At 70.0% G+C, this 17,154-nt stretch carries 10 protein-coding genes and 2 pseudogenes; 7 read left to right on the top strand and 5 right to left on the bottom strand.

Annotated features, from left to right (window positions below):
- The first annotated feature begins 141 nt into the window (after positions 1-141).
- Positions 142-1,809: an IS1182 family transposase gene (locus AC2TEW_RS36475; protein ID WP_484627405.1), complete on the top strand. Its 1,668-nt coding sequence runs from the start codon at positions 142-144 to the stop codon at positions 1,807-1,809.
- A 1,093-nt stretch (positions 1,810-2,902) separates the two neighbouring features.
- Here the strand turns inward: AC2TEW_RS36475 and AC2TEW_RS36480 are convergent.
- Positions 2,903-4,783 (bottom strand): hypothetical protein, encoded by a 1,881-nt coding sequence (locus tag AC2TEW_RS36480; protein ID WP_484627558.1) that lies wholly within the window; start codon positions 4,781-4,783, stop codon positions 2,903-2,905.
- Positions 4,784-5,111: 328 nt separating this feature from the next.
- On the opposite strand from AC2TEW_RS36480, the gene AC2TEW_RS36485 reads away from it, so the two are divergent.
- The 3 genes from AC2TEW_RS36485 (at position 5,112) to alr (ending at position 10,159) form a co-directional block, all read left to right on the top strand.
- On the top strand, positions 5,112-6,455 hold the full coding sequence (locus AC2TEW_RS36485; protein ID WP_484627559.1) for a sensor histidine kinase: 1,344 nt from the start codon (positions 5,112-5,114) through the stop codon (positions 6,453-6,455).
- Between the two features lie 490 nt (positions 6,456-6,945).
- Positions 6,946-8,616: an NRAMP family divalent metal transporter gene (locus tag AC2TEW_RS36490; protein ID WP_484627560.1), complete on the top strand. Its 1,671-nt coding sequence runs from the start codon at positions 6,946-6,948 to the stop codon at positions 8,614-8,616.
- Between the two features lie 295 nt (positions 8,617-8,911).
- The gene (gene alr / locus AC2TEW_RS36495; protein ID WP_484627562.1) at positions 8,912-10,159 is read left to right on the top strand and encodes an alanine racemase; all 1,248 of its coding nucleotides are present in this window, start codon (positions 8,912-8,914) and stop codon (positions 10,157-10,159) included.
- Between the two features lie 34 nt (positions 10,160-10,193).
- Here the strand turns inward: alr and AC2TEW_RS36500 are convergent, their stop codons facing one another.
- Both AC2TEW_RS36500 and AC2TEW_RS36505 read right to left on the bottom strand, forming a co-directional pair.
- Positions 10,194-11,411 (bottom strand): UDP-N-acetylglucosamine--N-acetylmuramyl-(pentapeptide) pyrophosphoryl-undecaprenol N-acetylglucosamine transferase, encoded by a 1,218-nt coding sequence (locus AC2TEW_RS36500; protein WP_484627563.1) that lies wholly within the window; start codon positions 11,409-11,411, stop codon positions 10,194-10,196.
- Entirely contained in the window at positions 11,408-12,784 is a 1,377-nt protein-coding gene (locus tag AC2TEW_RS36505) for a UDP-N-acetylmuramoyl-tripeptide--D-alanyl-D-alanine ligase (protein WP_484627564.1), read from the bottom strand. Before AC2TEW_RS36505 ends, AC2TEW_RS36500 begins: the two co-directional genes overlap by 4 nt.
- A 294-nt stretch (positions 12,785-13,078) precedes the next feature.
- Between AC2TEW_RS36505 and AC2TEW_RS36510 the strand changes: the two genes are divergently transcribed.
- Entirely contained in the window at positions 13,079-14,158 is a 1,080-nt protein-coding gene (locus AC2TEW_RS36510; protein WP_484627565.1) for a D-alanine--D-alanine ligase family protein, read from the top strand.
- A gap of 308 nt (positions 14,159-14,466) precedes the next feature.
- On the opposite strand, the pseudogene AC2TEW_RS36515 reads toward AC2TEW_RS36510, so the two are convergent.
- Positions 14,467-15,090: pseudogene (locus AC2TEW_RS36515) on the bottom strand (transposase family protein); the annotation flags it as partial.
- 87 nt (positions 15,091-15,177) lie between these two features.
- Between AC2TEW_RS36515 and AC2TEW_RS36520 the strand changes: the two are divergent.
- Together AC2TEW_RS36520 and AC2TEW_RS36525 are read left to right on the top strand one after the other, a co-directional pair.
- Positions 15,178-15,303 carry a transposase gene (locus AC2TEW_RS36520; RefSeq protein WP_484627567.1) on the top strand — a complete coding sequence of 42 codons (126 nt, stop codon included), beginning with the start codon at positions 15,178-15,180 and terminating at the stop codon, positions 15,301-15,303.
- 46 nt (positions 15,304-15,349) lie between these two features.
- Positions 15,350-15,694: pseudogene (locus AC2TEW_RS36525) on the top strand (transposase); the annotation flags it as partial.
- A gap of 17 nt (positions 15,695-15,711) precedes the next feature.
- On the opposite strand, the gene AC2TEW_RS36530 reads toward AC2TEW_RS36525, so the two are convergent.
- On the bottom strand, positions 15,712-16,914 hold the full coding sequence (locus AC2TEW_RS36530) for an IS110 family RNA-guided transposase (RefSeq protein ID WP_484627566.1): 1,203 nt from the start codon (positions 16,912-16,914) through the stop codon (positions 15,712-15,714).
- Positions 16,915-17,154 lie beyond the last annotated feature (240 nt).

Consider the following 17,154-nt stretch of genomic DNA (forward strand, 5'->3'; position numbering starts at 1 on the left):
AGCTTGACTCTGTCGGGGATCTTGGAGTTCCTCGGTGCGGTAGCGTGATCGACGGGCATGCTCGGGTAGTTCCGCCGACCGATGCAGCTGTCGAGGTGCCCGTTGTCCCTGCGCCCCCGTTCCGGTGAGCAAGTCCCTTCTTTGACCGCGCAGATCGCGCGGGCGAGCAACCCGGGCGGTACGACGGCGATCTGGGTACGCGACCGCCTCGATGGGCTGTGGCGCGACGAGGACTTCGCCGACTGGTACCCCCGCGATGGGCGGCCGGGGCTCTCGCCTGCTGAACTGGCCACCGTCTGTGTCCTGCAGTTCCTGCTCGGCCTGTCGGACCGGCAGGCTGCCGAGACGGTCCGCTGCCGCATCGACTTCAAGTACGCCCTGGCGCTGGAGCTGGACGATCCCGGGTTCCACCACAGTGTGCTGGCCGACTTTCGTGACCGTCTCGCCGAAGGCGACCGTGCGGATCGCCTCCTCGATCTCGCGCTGGCCCGTCTCACGGAGGCCGGACTGGTGCGCGAGCGCACCACGCAGCGCACCGACTCCACCCACGTCCTGGCCGCGGTGCGCGACCTGACCCGCCTGGAGCTGGTCACCGAGGCGGTCCGTGCCGCACTCGAAGAAGTCGCCGGCACCTCCCCTCACCTGCTGGACGAACTGGTCGATGAGGAGTGGGGGCACCGCTACGGCCGGCCGGTCCGCCTGGGCAAGAACCCCACCAAGCCCACGACCAGGATCATCGCCACCGGCAACGACGCCGTCCGGCTCCTGGAACACCTCCACCGGCACGGAGCAGGCCGCACCCCCCGCCCTCGCGCCCAGGCCCTGCGCCAGATCATGGTGCAGAACTACCACCGTGACCAGGCAGGCCGACTGCGCCGGCGCACCGCCGAGAAGGAAGGCGGACCCGGGCTGCCACCCTCGTCCCGGGCGGTCGTCTCTCCCTACGACACCTCAGCCCGCCATGCGAGGCACGGGCACATCATCAGCTGGAAGGGTTTCGCCGCCCATCTGACGGAGACCTGCGCTCCCAACAGCCCCAACGTGATCACGGACGTGGCCACCACGCCGGCCACCACCCACGACAGTCAGGTCCTGCCCGGCATCCACACCCGCCTGGCCCGCCGCGGCCTGCTGCCCGCCGAGCACCTGGTCGACGCCGGCTACACCTCCCTGCCCCACCTGGAACAAGCCGCGCGTGAACACCAGGTCACCCTCTCCGGGCCGCTGCGGAGCAACCCCACCCGCCAGCACCGCCGAGGCGAGGGCTCCGCTCGGGACGACTTCCACATCGACTACGACCATCAGCAGGTCACGTGTCCCCAGGGGCAGGTCAGCGCGGGCCGGCACGGCCCCTATCCGACCTCCTCACCCACCGCGGCCCCACTGATCGTGGCCAGGTTCACCAAGAGCCAGTGCCGCCCCTGCCCGGCCCGCACCCAGTGCACCTCCACCGCCGACAGCGCCCGCACCGTGGGCTTTCCCCCGCGAGAACTCCGTGACCTGCAACTCCGCGTCCGTACCGAGCAACAGACACCCGAATGGAAAGCACGCTACGCGGTCCGCTCCGGAGTGGAAGGCACGGTCAACGAGTTCGCCCACGGCCACGGCATGCGACGCTGCCGCTACCGAGGACAAGGGAAAGCCCACATCCAGCACGTCCTGACAGCCATCGCCGTCAACATCGAGCGCCTCAGCGGACCGCCACCGGCCGAAGAAGCGCCCACGTCCCGGCAACCGACTGCCTTCCAGCACTACCTCGACCAGCGCGAAATACCCCGGTCCAAATCCTGGCGAACCCTGGGAACCTGACTGGCATCTCCAAGATCCCCGACAGAGTCAAGGTAAGATCGCGGCCGCACGGGCTGTGCCGCCCGAGGCGGTCGGCCCGCCTTCCGGAGGCGGCAGTCAGCGGGCGCCGGACGAGGCCGTCGAGCCCACCCCGGTGCCGTCGCGTTCTTCGGCGGCACCCGACGAGGGGGAGTGCGAGGACGGCTCCGATGGAGCCCCGGGTGAGTTCCCCGCACCGTCGGCCGGGGAGGAGGGCCCGGAGGAAGGGGAGACCGGAGCCGATGCCGAGGGGCGCACCCCAGCGGAGCGGTCCTGTGCAGGGGAGGAGGAATCCACAGCCCCGGCGCCGCGCGCACCGGCGTCCGCGGACGAAGAGGCAGCGGGCGACTGCGGCCCCCCCGGTCCCTGCGAGGCGGGCCGGTCCTCGTCCGCGGGCGGCGCGGGCGACCGCCCACCGGACGGGGGACCGGGCAGGAGAGAGTTGCCCGACCCGCTCTGCCCGGTGGTGATGTTGTGCATGGGCTCCCCCGCCATCACTTCCACCGCGAGGATCGGCACCATCGCCAGGGCGAAGATCAGCACGGATGCCGCACCGAGGGACCACCGGTTCAGGCGCCGCCGCGCCCGCAACACCTGCGGGGCACTCCACTCACCCACCGGCACGGAGCCTGGCACCGCCTCCCGGCCCGACCGCACGGGGCGAAGGAACCGGCCCATCCGCTCCGTGGCCTTGCCGAACAGATGCTGGAACAACGGAGCCCCCGCCGTGGCACCTGTGGAGACCACGGCGGCGCCCGCAACGGTCCCGTACACCCCCAGCCCCGAGGCGCACACCGCCCCGGCCACCGTCGCCAGCGCGCTGGCCACGACCTGGGTCGCGCTCAGATCGATGCGGCGCCGTTCCTTGATCGGGCCCGGCGGCCCGAGGCAGGTCCTGGAGGCTGTGCTCGGCTGCACGACGGTTTGCCCTTCATCCGGTCCTTCTTCCCCCGCGGCCAGGCCGTATCAGCAGGGTGCTGTGGCCGCACCACCCGAGTATGGCGACCCGGCGCTCAGCTTCCCTGCCCTGCGGGGCAGCCGTACGAGCCGTGTGCGGCGTCTGTCCGTGGGGCCGTCAGTCAAAATCGATCCTCGCGTCCATGGCCTGGGGGTCGTTCAGGACACCGGCCCAGATGCGGTCACCTTCCTCGTAGATGTCGAACTTCGTCTTGTTCTCCTCCGGGAACTGCGCTTTGAGAGCCTCTGTCAGACCCTTCAGGAAGTTATCCTGTTGGAGGTATCCGGCGAGCTTCGCGTACAGGGCGGGGTCTTGCACCCTGAAGTACATCTTCCCGAAGGCGCTCTCGTAGCACGTGGCGTACCCCACCACCGATCTGGACGTCGCCCGTATGCTCCCCTCGGGCAGCAGCGTGGACGTGATGTCCACAATCTCGCCCCCGCCTCGGAAGTAGCCGCGCACCTGCCATCCGTTCTCAAGGTCCTCGACCCAAACGGACGTGGCCTCCAGGACGGATTGGGCGTCCGCCGGATCGAAGATCGCCAGCCCCATCTGGAGGGTGTAGATCCTCGAGTCAACGCGGACCACCGGAATCCCGGCTTCGCTCCTGAGCCACGAGCGGGCCGCAGCCTGATAGGCAGGAAACGAACTGTCCGGCGTGAAGCGGCCGTCCACGAGGGTCCCCTCGACACCTCCAACCTTCGCCCGGATCGCCCCTGAGAGCGGATCCAGGCTGCTCACCACGATTTCGTCCGGACTTGTGTCCTTCGGATGGCCGTAGGCCAGGTCGAACATTTTGAGCAGCTTGTCGGCGCCCCCCACCTTGACCAGCTCCTTGGGGTTGAACTGTTCGTAGTACCTGACGCTGAGCGAACCCACTGCCGCGACCTCACCGAGCAGGGGCAGGGCTTTGGTCGCCGGGCTGCCGGCCACGGCGTTGATTGCCGGGCCGGCGAGCCTGGCCGCCCGGGTGGCGTAGTCAGCTACTGTCTGCATACCCGTCTTGTCCGGTGTTCCCGCCCAGTGCTGGTAGACGTGGCCCAGATGCTCGCGGATGACCCTCGGGTCCTTGGCCTCTTCGCGGGTCACTGCCTTGATGGTCAGCTCCCGGATCACCTCCAGGGCGATGCTCAGACCGGTCGAGGCGGCCGCCGTCAGCGCCGCGACCGCAGGGTTGCCCGTCGCCACGCCAGCCACGCCTATGACCGCCAACCCAACCCGCAGCCCGGTGACCAGGGTGTCCAGGGCCAGGAGACAGCCGTTGATCTTCCGGTGGCGCGTCGCGAAGTTCTCCTTGAGTTTCCTCTGCGTCTCGCCCTCGGCCCAGCCTGCGAAGCCCTTGCTGACCGCCGCCGTGGCCTTGCAAAGGAACACGTACGTGCCGTAGTAGTTGTTCAGCGCCTTGGTCAGAGCCCCGCGCTTCTCGGCGGAGCCCGGATTCTCGCCGTAAGCCTGCTGGCACTCGCGCAGCTTCGACTCATCGGTCGCCAGACTCTGAGCGGCAGCCCTCAGCGATGCCAGGGCCGGGGCGGCACCTGTCCACTCCGGCAGATCCCGCACAGCCGCGTACATATCGAAGAGAGCGGGCTTGACGGTCTTGGTGTGAGCAAGGATCTCCAGCGAGACCCGGTTCACGAGCTGCCGGGCATCCGCCGGTCCGCCACCCGTGACCGCCTCCGCCTTGCGTGTCAGCTCCCGGAACTCCCGGACCTCGGCGCGGGAGGGCTTCTTCGCCGAGTGCTTCCGCAACTGCCGCTCCGCATCCGCGTCACGGCGGGCGATCTCCCCCCGAACCTCCAGACACGACACCAGGAAGGAATCCACCAGCTGGTCGAACCGGCGCAGCGCCCCGGCATCGACCTTCTGACGCTGCGCCCTCTCGCGCACCGTCAGAAAGTCCGCGCGGACTCGCTTCCTGGTGGGCTCGTCCGCCGGAGCGGGCCCCCTGGTCAGCCACAGGACGAACAGGCCCTGCCAGTCCTCGTTCTTCTTCAGCAAGAGCTCACGCATGCTCTTGGGCCGGGGCCGGGCCACGAAATCGATAGCAAATCCCGGCCCGATCCACGATAAGTCGGCCTGCGGCATAGCGGTCCTCTCCTCCTGTACCTGTCCCTTGCATCCCGGGGCATACCCACAGCCTCGCGTGTCCCGTGCGGCCCGGTCCTGGCCATACGGGAAACGAAAAGGGCAGATGTGACGTACCGCCACTGTGCGTGTGCCAATTGTGTTCCCGGGCGGGGCTGCCGCCCCTGCCCCCGCGGAGCACCCCTAGACCGCCGATAATGCACAGAAGGGGGGACCTGTGTTCCCTGCGCCTGGAGGCCCCATGTGGCACCGTCGGATCAAGGCGATGATCGTCCCGTCCACGTACGAGGCATGGTCGGCGGCTCACGCGAAGGAGCTCCTGGCGGCTCAGGTGCGGGAGAGCAGCCTTCGGGCGCTGCGGATCCAGATCGTCCTGAGGGTCACCATCGTGCTGGCCCTCGTCTGCCTGAGCCTGCTGTGGCTGCCGATCGTCAACGGCGCCACAGAGGTCTACACCATCATGGCGTGTTACCTGGTCGTCTCGGTGGGGCTCGCGGCCGTCGGCATGAGAGGAAAAGCCCTGCTCTGGATCGGGTTCGCCGCCACGGTGGTGGACCTGGTGGCGATCACACTCGCACTCTCCGTCGTCGGAGGGTTCCCATCCGTCGAATCACCCTACGCATCGCTCTTCAACGACCTGTACTTCCTGGTCCCCGTAACGGCCTCGTTCCAGCTCCAGCCGGCCCTCACCATGGCATCCGGGGTGGTGTCAGCAGCAGCGTACGTCGCGGGCGCACTCGATGCGAGTGATCCACGCGACTGGCGCGCGGTGGTGGTCCACGCAGGGTTCATCCTCCTGATCGGGACCGCCTGTGCGATCACCTCATGGCTGCAACGCGTCAGAGTCGGCGAGATCGCCCTGCTGGCCCACCAGCGCTCCCAGATCCTCAGCCGGATGATGACCCTGGAGGAGAAGGAACGCGGGCGGATCTCCGAAGTCCTCCACGACGGAGCCCTGCAGAGCGTCCTCTCCGCCAAACAGGACATGATCGACCTCGAGGACATCATCGCCACCGGGAGCCACGGCAAGGAGATCCTCGCCCAGGTGGCGGACCGGGCCCGGGAATGCCTGGTCGACGCAGCCCGACAACTGAGGTCCTCAGTTGTCGAGCTCAACTCCGACATCCTGATCAACGTCGGACTGGACCGCGCGCTGCGTCTGGTCGCCGAATCGGCCGCGACCCGGGGAGGCTTCGACATCGACTACCGGTGCGAGGGCACAGGGCCGACCGACGCCGACCAGATCGTCTTCCGCTGCGGCCGCGAACTGCTCATGAACACCGTCAAGCACGCCCATGCCTCCCGAGTGGAGATCGAGCTGCTCATCACCGAGGACGTGGTGACACTACGGGTGGCTGACGACGGGGTGGGCATCTCCGCCGACGCCATGGCCAACAGCCTGGGATCCGGCCACATCGGCGTCTCCTCCCACCGGATGCGCATCGAGAGTGCGGGAGGCCGGTTCGCACTGCAGCGACGGCAGCCGCGCGGAACGCTCGCGACGGTCGAGGTCCCCTGGGGCCGGGGCGCGGTGCCCACACCCGACGAGTCCGGCCTGGCCGACGAGTCCAGCACGGCGGCCTGAACCCCGGACCGGCCCCGTCCGCCGCCGACGCCTCCCGGGCCAGGTCCTGCCGTGCCCGGCCTCCCGGCCCGTCCCGGGCACGAACGGGACCCGGGCCGGAACGAGGCTGCTCACCGATCGGGGGAACACCGATGGGCCGGTCCGCCCCGCCGTTCGGAGGACGGCCCACAGCCCTGCGCACGGGCACGGTGGAAGAGAGCTCCCCGGGGCACGCCGACTCGGACCGCATGCCCCGGGACTCCCTAACCTCACCCACGCCGACCGGTGACCAGGCCAGCCGAACAGGAGGTGATCGCGTGCGGCAAAGCCGCAGTGGCCCATACCCCGGCCCCGTCCTCCTGCATCCGCCGACGCGCCGCACCACCGTGCCGTCCGCAGCCCCCTGACTGGCCGCCGGCCATGAGGTGCCTTCTCCAGGTTCCGCTTCGGGGAGAGCGACGGCCTCGCAGCCGTGTCCCTGACACCCGTCCCCTCGGGGTGAGGAACCACCATGATCGATCTGACCACACGCACCGGCCCGCCGCGGGCCGCAGCCACGTCCCCTGTTCCCAGCGCGGTCCTCGACGACGCCCACCTCGGCGACATCCGGGGCGCGCTGGGAACGATCAAAGTGAACGACACGGGCCCCCGACGCGGGAAGTCCGTCCGGCTCAAGACCCTGCTCGCGATCATCGGGCCAGGACTCATCGTGATGGTCGGCGACAACGACGCCGGCGCGTTCGCCACCTACACCCAGGCGGGCCAGAACTACGGCACCCATCTGCTGTGGACGCTGCTCCTGCTGGTCCCGGTGCTCTACGTGAACCAGGAGATGGTCCTGCGCCTGGGCGCGGTCACCGGAGTCGGTCACGCCCGGCTCATCCTGGAGCGGTTCGGCCGCTTCTGGGGCGCCTTCTCGGTCATCGACCTGTTCATCCTCAACGCCCTGACCATCGTCACCGAGTTCATCGGCGTCACACTCGCCACCGGCTATCTCGGACTTCCCAAGGTACCGAGCGTCCTCGTCGCCGCCGCCGTGGTGATCCTGGCCGCCTGCACAGGATCGTTCCGCAGGTTCGAACGTGCCGCAGTCACCCTGTGCCTGGGCTCCCTGCTGCTCATCCCGGTCTACTTCCTCTGCCACCCCTCGGTCACCCACACCGTCCATGCCATGGTGATGCCAGGGCTGCCGCCCGGTGCCCCCATCTCGGACGTGATGCTGCTGATCATCGCCATCGTCGGCACCACCGTCGCACCCTGGCAGCTGTTCTTCCAGCAGTCCTACGTCATCGACAAGCGCATCACCCCACGATTCATCCCCTACGAGAAGGCCGACCTGTGGATCGGCATCGTCCTGGTCGTGGTGGGCGGGACTGCCATGATGGCGTTCGCCGCCGCCGCGTTCACCGGTACCGCAGGGTTCGGCCACTTCACCGACGCGGCGGCTGTTGCCCACGGGATCGAAGCACACGCCGGACGCCTGGCCGGAGTGCTCTTCGCCATCGCACTCCTGGATGCTTCGATCATCGGTGCGAGCGCAGTCTCGCTCTCCACCGCCTACGCACTGGGCGACGTCTTCAACCTCAAGCACTCCCTGCACCGCGGCGTGCGCGGAGCGAAGAGCTTCTACGTCCTGTTCGCCGCCCTCGTCCTGGCCTCCTCCGCCATCGTGCTGATCCCGGGATCGCCCCTCGGCCTGATCACCGAGGGTGTGCAGAGCCTGGCCGGCGTGTTGCTGCCGTCCGCATCGGTGTTCCTCCTGCTCCTGTGCAACGACAAGGCGGTCCTCGGACCCTGGACCAACGGCCGACGCACGAACATCTTCACCTCCCTTGTGGTGGGTGTCCTGATCGCGCTGTCGGTGATCCTCACCGCCGCGGTGCTGTTCCCCGGCATCACCGCCGGCACCATCGGGGCGATCATGGGAGGCTGCACCGCGGCCGCCGCGGTCGCAGCGCTCTACGCCTACCGGAAGCGCACACCAGCCGCCAACAGGGACGGGGCCCAGGAGCAGGCCGAAGCGCTGCCCAAGGAACAGTGGCGCATGCCGCCACTGGACAGGCTGCCCCGGGCCCGGATCTCCGTCGGCCGCAAGGTCGCCCTGGCCACCCTGCGCGGGTACCTGGTGGTCGCACTCGGCCTCCTCGTCCTCCGGATCGCCGAACTGGCACTCGCCCACTGACCGCAGTCATACCAGGACCCGGACCAGTACCCCGGTCGCCTCCCGGCATCCTCAGGATGCGGCCCGCCTCGTCCGCCCCGTCAACCGACCGGCCGAGGCAGGGCCGTGCCGTCGTCGGGTTGACTGGTCCTCGCCCCGCCGACGGTGGGTGCTCCTGCCGAAGTGCAGGCAGACCGCCAGGGGCAAGCCCCGGCGGCTCCCGACCGCGGGCTCCGAGGCAGCTTGCCTTGCAGCCGGTGAAACAACCACACACGGAGCCCGGACCCGTAACCGGGTCCGACTCCCGGGAGATGAGATGACGTCCGAGACGAAGCCTCGGCCCGTACCGTGCTCCGCCACCGCGGTAGTCCCGCACACGGTGTCCCGCGGCCGCATCCGCGACCTCGATCCGCCGTGCGGGGATGAGGACGCCTCGGCGGAGGCAGTGGTCGACCTGGACGCAGTGGCCCACAACACGAGTGTCCTGGTCAGGAGTTGCGGGACCACCCTGATGGCCGTGGTCAAGGCGGACGGGTACGGCCACGGAGCACAGGAGGTCGCCCGCACCGCATCGGAGCACGGAGCGAGCTGGCTCGGGGTGGCCTCCGTCAGGGAAGCCCTCGCCCTTCGCGCAGCGGGGATCGAGACACCCGTGTTCGCCTGGATGAGGCGACCAGGCGAGGACACCGCCGGCGCGATCGAGGCGAAGGTGGACCTCTCCGCTTCCTCAACGGCCCAACTCGACGCCGTTGCCGCCGTCGCCGCCCGCTGCGGACAACGAGCGGAGGTGCACCTGGAGGTCGACACCGGCCTGCGCCGTTGCGGCGCCACGCCCCTCGAGTGGCCGGCCCTGGTACGGGCCGCGCGGGACCACGAACGACGCGGACTGATCCGGGTCCGCGGGCTCTGGTCGCACCTCGTCGAGGTCGACGGCCCCGACCATCCCACGACGGCCGCCCAGATCCAGGTGTTCGACCGTGCCGTCGGGACGGGGCGGGAGGCAGGACTGCGTCCGGAGCTGAGGCACCTGGCCAACTCCGCTGCGGCCCTCGTCGTGCCCGAGACCCGCTACGACCTGGTGCGTGCAGGACTCGGCATCTACGGCATCGAACCGGTGGCCGGCCGGACCTTCGGCCTCAAGCCGGCGATGACACTACGCAGCCGGGCCATCGGAGGCCGACAGGTGCCGGCCGGTACGGGAGTTTCGTACGGGCACGATTACCGCACCCCGGAGGCCGGGACTCTGCTGCTGATGCCCCTCGGCTACGCGGATGGCCTGCCCAGGGCCGCCTCCGGCGCCGGTCAGGTCTGGGTGGCCGGCCGCCGCCGCCCCGTGGCCGGACGGATCATGATGGAACAGTGTGTCGTCGACGCCGGACAGCTCAGCCCGGCGGTACCGCATCCGGTGGTGGTTTTCGGCCCCGGCGACCTGGGGGAGCCGACAGCAGCCGAATGGGCACGCTGGGCCGGTACCACCACACCCGACGTGCTGACCGCAGTCGGAACCAAGGTACCCCGCCACTACCACCGGGCAGGCAGCTCCTGCTGCCACCGGGCCTGCTGAAAAGACCTGCGGCCGGCGCCGGACCGGGTGCCGCTCAGGAAGAACGGCCGGCGCCGGCCCGGCGGACGGTGAGCTCGGCGAGCCGCTCCGCAGCATCGGGGTGCCCCATCGCCCGTGCGGCCCGGCCCATGGCACGGCGCCGCTCGTCGTCGCCGAGCAGCGCGGTCACCTCCGCCAGCAGCCGCTGCGGCGTCGCCTCGGCCCCGATCAGCACCCGTGCAGCGCCAGCCCGTTGCAGGGTCTCGGCGCCGCGCTGCTGCTCGTGTGCGGCGCTGGGCACCATCGGGACGAGCACGGCCGGTTTGCCGAGAGCGGTCAGTTCCGCGAGCGTCCCGGCCCCCGAACGGCAGATGACCAGGTCAGCTGCCGCGTAGACGTCGGCCAGCTCCTGGGAGACGTAGGGGACGAGCCGGTAGCGCCCGGCCAGATCGGCGGGCAACGCGCCCGCGACATCGGCACACCGCTCGAATGCCGCCGGGCTGCACTGATGCAGGACCTGTGCCCGGCCGAGGAGACCCGGCAAGACCGCCGCGACCAGCACGTTGATCTGATCGGCCCCCAGGGAACCACCGGTCACGTACACCAGCGGCAGCTCGGGACGGAAACCGTACCGGCTACGTCCTGCCGCACGATTGCCGCCGAGCAACTCCGGACGGACCGGATTCCCGGTCACGGTCGCCCGCTTCCGCACCCGGGGCGGCAGCGCCTCGACCGAGGCCCGGTGGGTGACCGCCACATCGGCAGCCATCCGCGCGAGGAGGCGGTTGGCCAGCCCGAGCGTGCTGGTCTGCTCATGGACGATCAGCGGCGTACGGGTCAGCCAGGCGGCGAGACCGGTGGGCACAGCGGCGTACCCCCCGGTGGCCAGCACCACGTCCGCGCGGCACCGCAAGAGCCCGATAGCGGCTTGGAGAACTCCCCTCGGAACCCGGGCCAGTCCCACGATGGTGTCCCGGACCCGGGCCGGCCGCAACGAACGATGGATCTTGCCGGCCGCCAGTGCGCGGAAGGACAGGCCGTTCTCGACTGCCACCGCAGCCTCGATGCCCCCCTCAGTCCCGTACCAGACGGTGTCGAGAGCAACCCCCCGACGAACGAGATACCTGTGCACGGCGCCGACGGTGGTGAGGGCGGGGTAGACGTGCCCCCCCGACCCGCCGCCCGCCACGACCAGGCGCAGTGCGCCGCGCTGGGTGAGCCCGTCGCCGTGCTCGGCCGGCGGGCCGGCGAAGGATCTGCAACGCCGGCTCATGAGAGGGCCACGAGCCGCGCCGCAGTGTCCTCCAGACCTACCACGTGGGAGGCCTTCAGCAGGATGACGTCGTCCCGGCGGGTATGGCAGCGGAGATGTTCGAGAGCGGCATCGCCATCGGGCACCAGGGTGACCACCGTGCCTGCCTCGGCCGCCGCCCGGGCCGTCAGGGCCGCGTCCGCGCCGCCGACGGCCACCAGCTCAGCCACGCCGGCACGCGCGACCTGCCGGCCGAGTTCCACATGATGGCCGGGCGAATCCTCGCCGAGCCCACGCATCTCGCCCAGGACCGCGACCGGACGTCGACGCCCGCCCGCGAGAGCGGTGAGCGCTTCCAGGGCCGCAGCCATCGAGTGCGGGTTGGCGTTGAAAGCATCGTTAACCACGGTCACCCCGTCACGGCGGGTCGTGATCTCCATCCGGCCCGGCGTCAGCCGACGGGCACGCCGAAGCTCGTCGGCGACCTGGGCCAGGTCCGCGCCGAGGCCCAGCACTGCCGCCGCCGCCGCCGCCGCGTTGGCGGTGTGATGGGAGCCGTGCAGGTCCAACGCCACGCGTTCGCAGTGTCCTTCGTACTGGAGAGTGAACGTGGGGCGGGCATCTGCGTCGACCTCGACATCGTGCACCCGTACATCACCACGGTTATGGCCGAACGTCATGACCCGCGCCCGGGTACGGGACGCCATCGCCGCGACGTTCGGGTCGTCGGCGTTGAGAACGGCCAGCCCGTCGGAGGGAAGCGCTTCGACGAGTTCGGCCTTTCCGGCCGCTATCGCGGCCTGTCCGCCGAAGTCGCCGATGTGGGCGGTACCGACGTTGGTCACCACCCCGACCCTTGGAGGAGCGATCCCGGTCAGGTAGCTGATGTCACCGCGGTGGCAGGCCCCCATCTCCAGGACGAGGAAACGGGTGTCACGGCAGGCCCCGAGCGCGCTCAGCGGCAGACCGATCTCGTTGTTGAAGGAACCCGGTGTGGCCACCGTCCGGCCGCAGGAGGCCAGCAGCTGACCGAGCAGGTCCTTGGTGCCCGTCTTACCGGTGGACCCGGTGACACCCACGACGGTGGTCCGATCCAGCTGCGCCACAACCTCCCGTGCCAGCGCACCGAGCGCCGCGCGCACGTCCGCAACGACGATGGCCGGAGCCGGTACCTCGCGCTCCGCGAGGACTGCCACCGCGCCGCCGGCGACGGCATTCGCGGCGAAAAGGTGTCCGTCCGTCCGCCCGCCCGGCAGCGCCGCGAACAACGAACCAGGCTCCACCAGACGCGAGTCGATGACCACCGGGCCGAGGACCTGGGCGTCCGGGTCCGCGGCCCCGTGCAGCACGCCTCCGACGGCATCGCAGATCGCGCGTAGGGACATCGGGATCACAACAGGCTCCGTTCGTCGGTATCGGCCGCGGACGCGGCGCACGGCGAGGGCGCCGCCGCACCGACGATCGTCTGCCGGCCCGCCCGTCGCCCCTGCCGGTCCACCGTCACCGGTGGCGGTGGCGGACGGGGTCCTTCGATCAGCGGATGGCAGGAACGATCGCGCGGTCGGCCTGGGACCCCAGCACTCCGGCCCCTCGGTCCGCCGGTCGGCTCCGCTCCGACCGCCTACCGGGGCGTGTGATGGAGAGGTGCGCCGCACCGGACGCGCGTGATGTGACGGACAGGAATGTCGATGCCCAAGGACCGCAGGATCCAGGTAGTCGTGCTCTTCGGAGGCAGGAACGGGGAACACGAGGTGTCGGTGGCGTCGGCGGCTGCCATCGTGAGCCATCTTGACCGGGCGCGCTACGCGGTCAGGCCGGTCCGTATCACCATCGACGGCGAGTGGGTCCCCGGGCCGCAGGAGCTGCCGGCGGGCCACTGGGGCGCGCCGGCGCTCATCCGCACCACTCCGGCGCGGGACGTGACGCCCTGGGCGAGCCTGGTGGAGGCGCTGCCCGTGCTCCGCGGTGCGGATGTCGTCGTCCCGGTCCTCCACGGGCCCCACGGGGAGGACGGGACGATCCAGGGGATGCTCGAGCACCTGGGTGTGCGGTACGTCGGCAACGGGGTGCTCGCCGGGGCGGCGGGCATGGACAAGGACGTCTCGAAACGGATCTTGTCCCAGGCCAGGCTCGCAGTGGCCGACTCGGTGGTGCTGACGGACCTTGACGGCACCGTCGCGGGACACGATCGCAGGCGGCTCGGCCTGCCGGTGTTCGTCAAACCCGCGCGGGCCGGGTCGAGCCTGGGGGTGACCCGGGTGGAGACCTGGGACCGGCTGGAGCCGGCTTTGGAGAGCGCACGGGCCTGGGACGGCAAGGTCCTGGTGGAGCAGGCCGTGCAAGGCAGGGAGATCGGCGTGGCGGTCCTGGAGTTCGCGGACGGCCGCATCGAGGTGGGCCCGCCACTGGAAACCCGCGCCACAGGAGGCCGGCCGTTCCTCGACTACGACGCCAAGTACCGAGACGGCTCCACGGTGCTGGAGGTGCCTGCGGACCTGCCCGCCGAGACCGCGGACCAGCTGCGGGAACTGGCACTTCGGGCCTTCGACGCACTCGACTGCTCGGGGATGCTCCGCGTGGACTTCTTCGTCTCCGAGGGCCTCGAACCGGTCGTGAACGAGGTGAACACGTTCCCGGGCTTCACCGTCGACTCGCAGTTCCCCCGGATCTGGGAGGCAGCAGGCCTGCCCTATCCCGACCTGCTCGATGTCCTGGTGAGCGCGGCACCCGCAGCACGGCCGAACGCCCGAAGGTCAACTTGCCGTTGATTTCCCATCAGGTTTCTCGCGGGTGTGAGTGACGGCAGGTGATCGCTTCACACCGCGGCGGGTGCGCCGGGGCGGCTCGGTGAACGTGTGGCGACGCTCCCGGGGCACTGAGCCTCTTTCCTCCTGGGGTTTCGCTGGTCGCAGGGCTGTGGATCATGGGGTGTGGACGGCGGCGATCAGGCGGCTGATGCGGTTGGTCGAGCAGCGCTTTGCTGAAGGCTTTCCAGGCCTTCAGTTGGGCGGAGGCGTGTTCGTCGGGTGCTCGGAGCCGGGCGTGGTTGTGGTTGTGCTGCTGGCAGTGAGCCTTTTCAGCGTTGCCTCTCCAGGGTGGGGACCGCCTTGGAGGCTGACGTCAGGCGGTTCGGGCTGCAGCGGGCGTGGCGGAAGGTGCGCCGGCGTTTGACGGTGGCCACGCCGCGTTCGACGGGGTGTCGCAGTCGGGCGTGGGCCCGGTTGACCGATCTCTGCCCGGCTGTGAGCTCTTTGCGGGGCGGGCGTCTGGTCGGCACGGCGAACATGCTGCCCGCGCCGGTGTAGGCCATGTCGGTCAGGGCCGGGACACGGAGTCTGACGCAGGTCTTCACGATGCGGTGGGTACGGGCCGCGGTCAGGTCGTGGGTGCGACCGGCAAGGGCACGCGAGATCCACACGACCCTGCCCGTCGGGACCGGTGATGACCTGCAGGTTCACGCCGTGGCGGCGGTGCTTGCCCGAGTAGTCGGCCCGGCCGTCGCCGACGCGGTCGCACTCGGCGAGGTTCCGTCGACCAGGACGTATTCGGCGTCGGCCTTGCGCAGGGCCCGGGACAGGCCGGGGGCACGGCGGGCCAGGAGGTCGGTGTCCTGGTGGACGTGGGCGTGGGTGGTGCCGACGCCGGTCCGGAAGCCGGCGGCGATCTGCGTGAGGGTGTCGTGCTTGCGCAGGTACACCATGAAGTTTCCCCGCTGAGCTGGACAGCCTGATACTGGGACGATTGGGTCCCGGAGGAAGCAGTCCAGGTAGTGAGTGGCAAGAGCAACATGAGCAAGCGGTACACGGCTGAGTTCAAGCGGGACGCAATCGCTCTCGTCCGGTCCTCGCCGCATCGGAACGTCACCGAGATCGCTCGGGAACTCGGAGCGACTGATCGTTTCAGAATGACTTGAGCTCAGGGTCTTGCGCTCAGGTGATCTTGGTCGGCAGGGTGTCTGGGTGCGTGCTGATCTTGTTCCGGACGGTCTGTGGGAGCGTGTCGCTCCGCTGCTGCCACCCGCTCCCGAGCGGCGGCGGCGCTATCCCGGGCGACTGCGCGTCCCGGACCGGGCGGCACTCGCGGGTGTGATGTACGTGCTGCGAACCGGTGTCGCCTGGCGCGATGTTCCCGCGGACGCCGTGGGCTGCTCAGGTGTGACTGCCTGGCGTCGACTGCGGGACTGGACCGAGGCCGGCGTCTGGCCGCAGCTGCACGAGGCCCTGCCGGTCGAGCTGCGGGCCAACGGCGGCCTGGACATGGACGATTGCGCGATCGACGGCTCCCACATCAGGGCGCTCAAAAGGTGCCCCTATAGTCTTCGTCAACCGATGACGGCGGTCGGGGGCTGGTAGAGGGTGCCGTCTCTGAGCATGGCGAACAGGACGTCGATGCGTCTGCGGGCCAGGCAGACGAGGGCGGCGACGTGGTGTTTGCCCTGTCGCCGCTTCTTGTCGTAGTAGGCGCGTGACTCGGGCTGGGACAGTGAGGCGAACGCGGCGAGGTAGAAGGCCCGCTTGAGCTGCTTGTTTCCCCTCCGTGAGGGGTGCTCGCCGCGGATGGACGATCCGGAGGCGCGGGTGACGGGCGCCAGGCCCGCGTAGGCGGCCAGGTGGCCGGCGGTCGGGAAGGTCTTCGCGTCGCCGACGTCGACGAGGATCCGGGCGGCGGTCCTGATCCCGATGCCGGGCATCGAGGTCAGGACCGGGGAAAGAGGGTGGGCCTGCAGCAGTTCCTCGATCCTCGCGGCGAGGAGTCTGCGCTGGTCGAGGAGCGCGGTCAGCGAGGTGGCGAGGCTGGGGACGATCAGCGCGGCGGCCTCGGTGCCGGGGACGACGACGGTCTGCTCGTCGAGGGCGGTGAAGATGTCCTCGACCAGGCGCTCGGCCATCCGCGGGGCCCTGGGCCGCAACAGCGTGACCAGTCGCCGGCGGCCTGCCTTCCTCAACTGGGCCGGGGAGCCGTGGCGTTCGAGGAGGGTGAGGACGGCCGGGTGGTCCAGTCGTGGACCCAGGACGCGCTCGAGGGACGGGTGGATCTGGGTGAGCAGGCCGCGCAGGCGGTTCTTGATCCTCGTCGATTCGCCCGCGAGGCCGTCGTCGCATCCGGCGATCATCTCGAGCTCGGCGACGGTCTCATCGCTGGGTACCAGGTCGCGCAGGGTGTGCGGCATGGTGCGGGCGGCGTCCGCGATGACGTGTGCGTCGCGGGCGTCGGTCTTCGCCTCGCCGGGATAGAGGTCGGCGATCCGGCGCATGGTCAGGCCGGGCAGGTAGGCGATGCGGCAGCCGGTGTCGCGGGCGACGGCCAGCGGCAGGGCCCCGACGCTGGCTGGCTGGTCGACCACCACGAGTACGGTCCCGTGCTTGGCGTGCAGTCTCGTGAACAGCTCACGGAGCCTGGGCTCGCTGTTGGGCAGTGCCCGGTCGAAGACCTTCTTGCCGGCCGGGGTCAGCGCGGTCGCGTGGTGTTCGCCCTTGCCGACGTCCAGTCCGAGATAGAGATCTATGCCGTCGGTGCTGGTCAACAGGCCCTCCCCAGGTCTCGCTCTCCCCGGCCCTGCGGCATCGGCGTGCCGGCATCCACGTTACGGAGAGCCTGCCTCACCCGGTCCGGGATCCGGCGCTCAAGCCCCTCATCAGCGGTCTGCCAACGCCTCCGAGCCCGGTGACACCACCTTTTCGATCATGATCGACTGGGGGCGCAAGTCATGCCGGGCCGGGAGGCCGGGAACCCCGTTGCGGGGCCGTGAAGACGGTAACGGGGA

The sequence above is a fragment of the Kitasatospora sp. NEAU-CNBT7 genome (assembly GCF_057220535.1).

Coding starts and splice junctions, on each gene's coding strand:
- AC2TEW_RS36490 (WP_484627560.1), top strand. CDS start 6,946: ATGATCGATCTGACCACACGCACCGGCCCGCCGCGGGCCGCAGCCACG.
- AC2TEW_RS36500 (WP_484627563.1), bottom strand. CDS start 11,411: ATGAGCCGGCGTTGCAGATCCTTCGCCGGCCCGCCGGCCGAGCACGGC.
- AC2TEW_RS36510 (WP_484627565.1), top strand. CDS start 13,079: ATGCCCAAGGACCGCAGGATCCAGGTAGTCGTGCTCTTCGGAGGCAGG.
- AC2TEW_RS36520 (WP_484627567.1), top strand. CDS start 15,178: ATGAGCAAGCGGTACACGGCTGAGTTCAAGCGGGACGCAATCGCTCTC.
- AC2TEW_RS36485 (WP_484627559.1), top strand. CDS start 5,112: ATGTGGCACCGTCGGATCAAGGCGATGATCGTCCCGTCCACGTACGAG.
- alr (WP_484627562.1), top strand. CDS start 8,912: ATGACGTCCGAGACGAAGCCTCGGCCCGTACCGTGCTCCGCCACCGCG.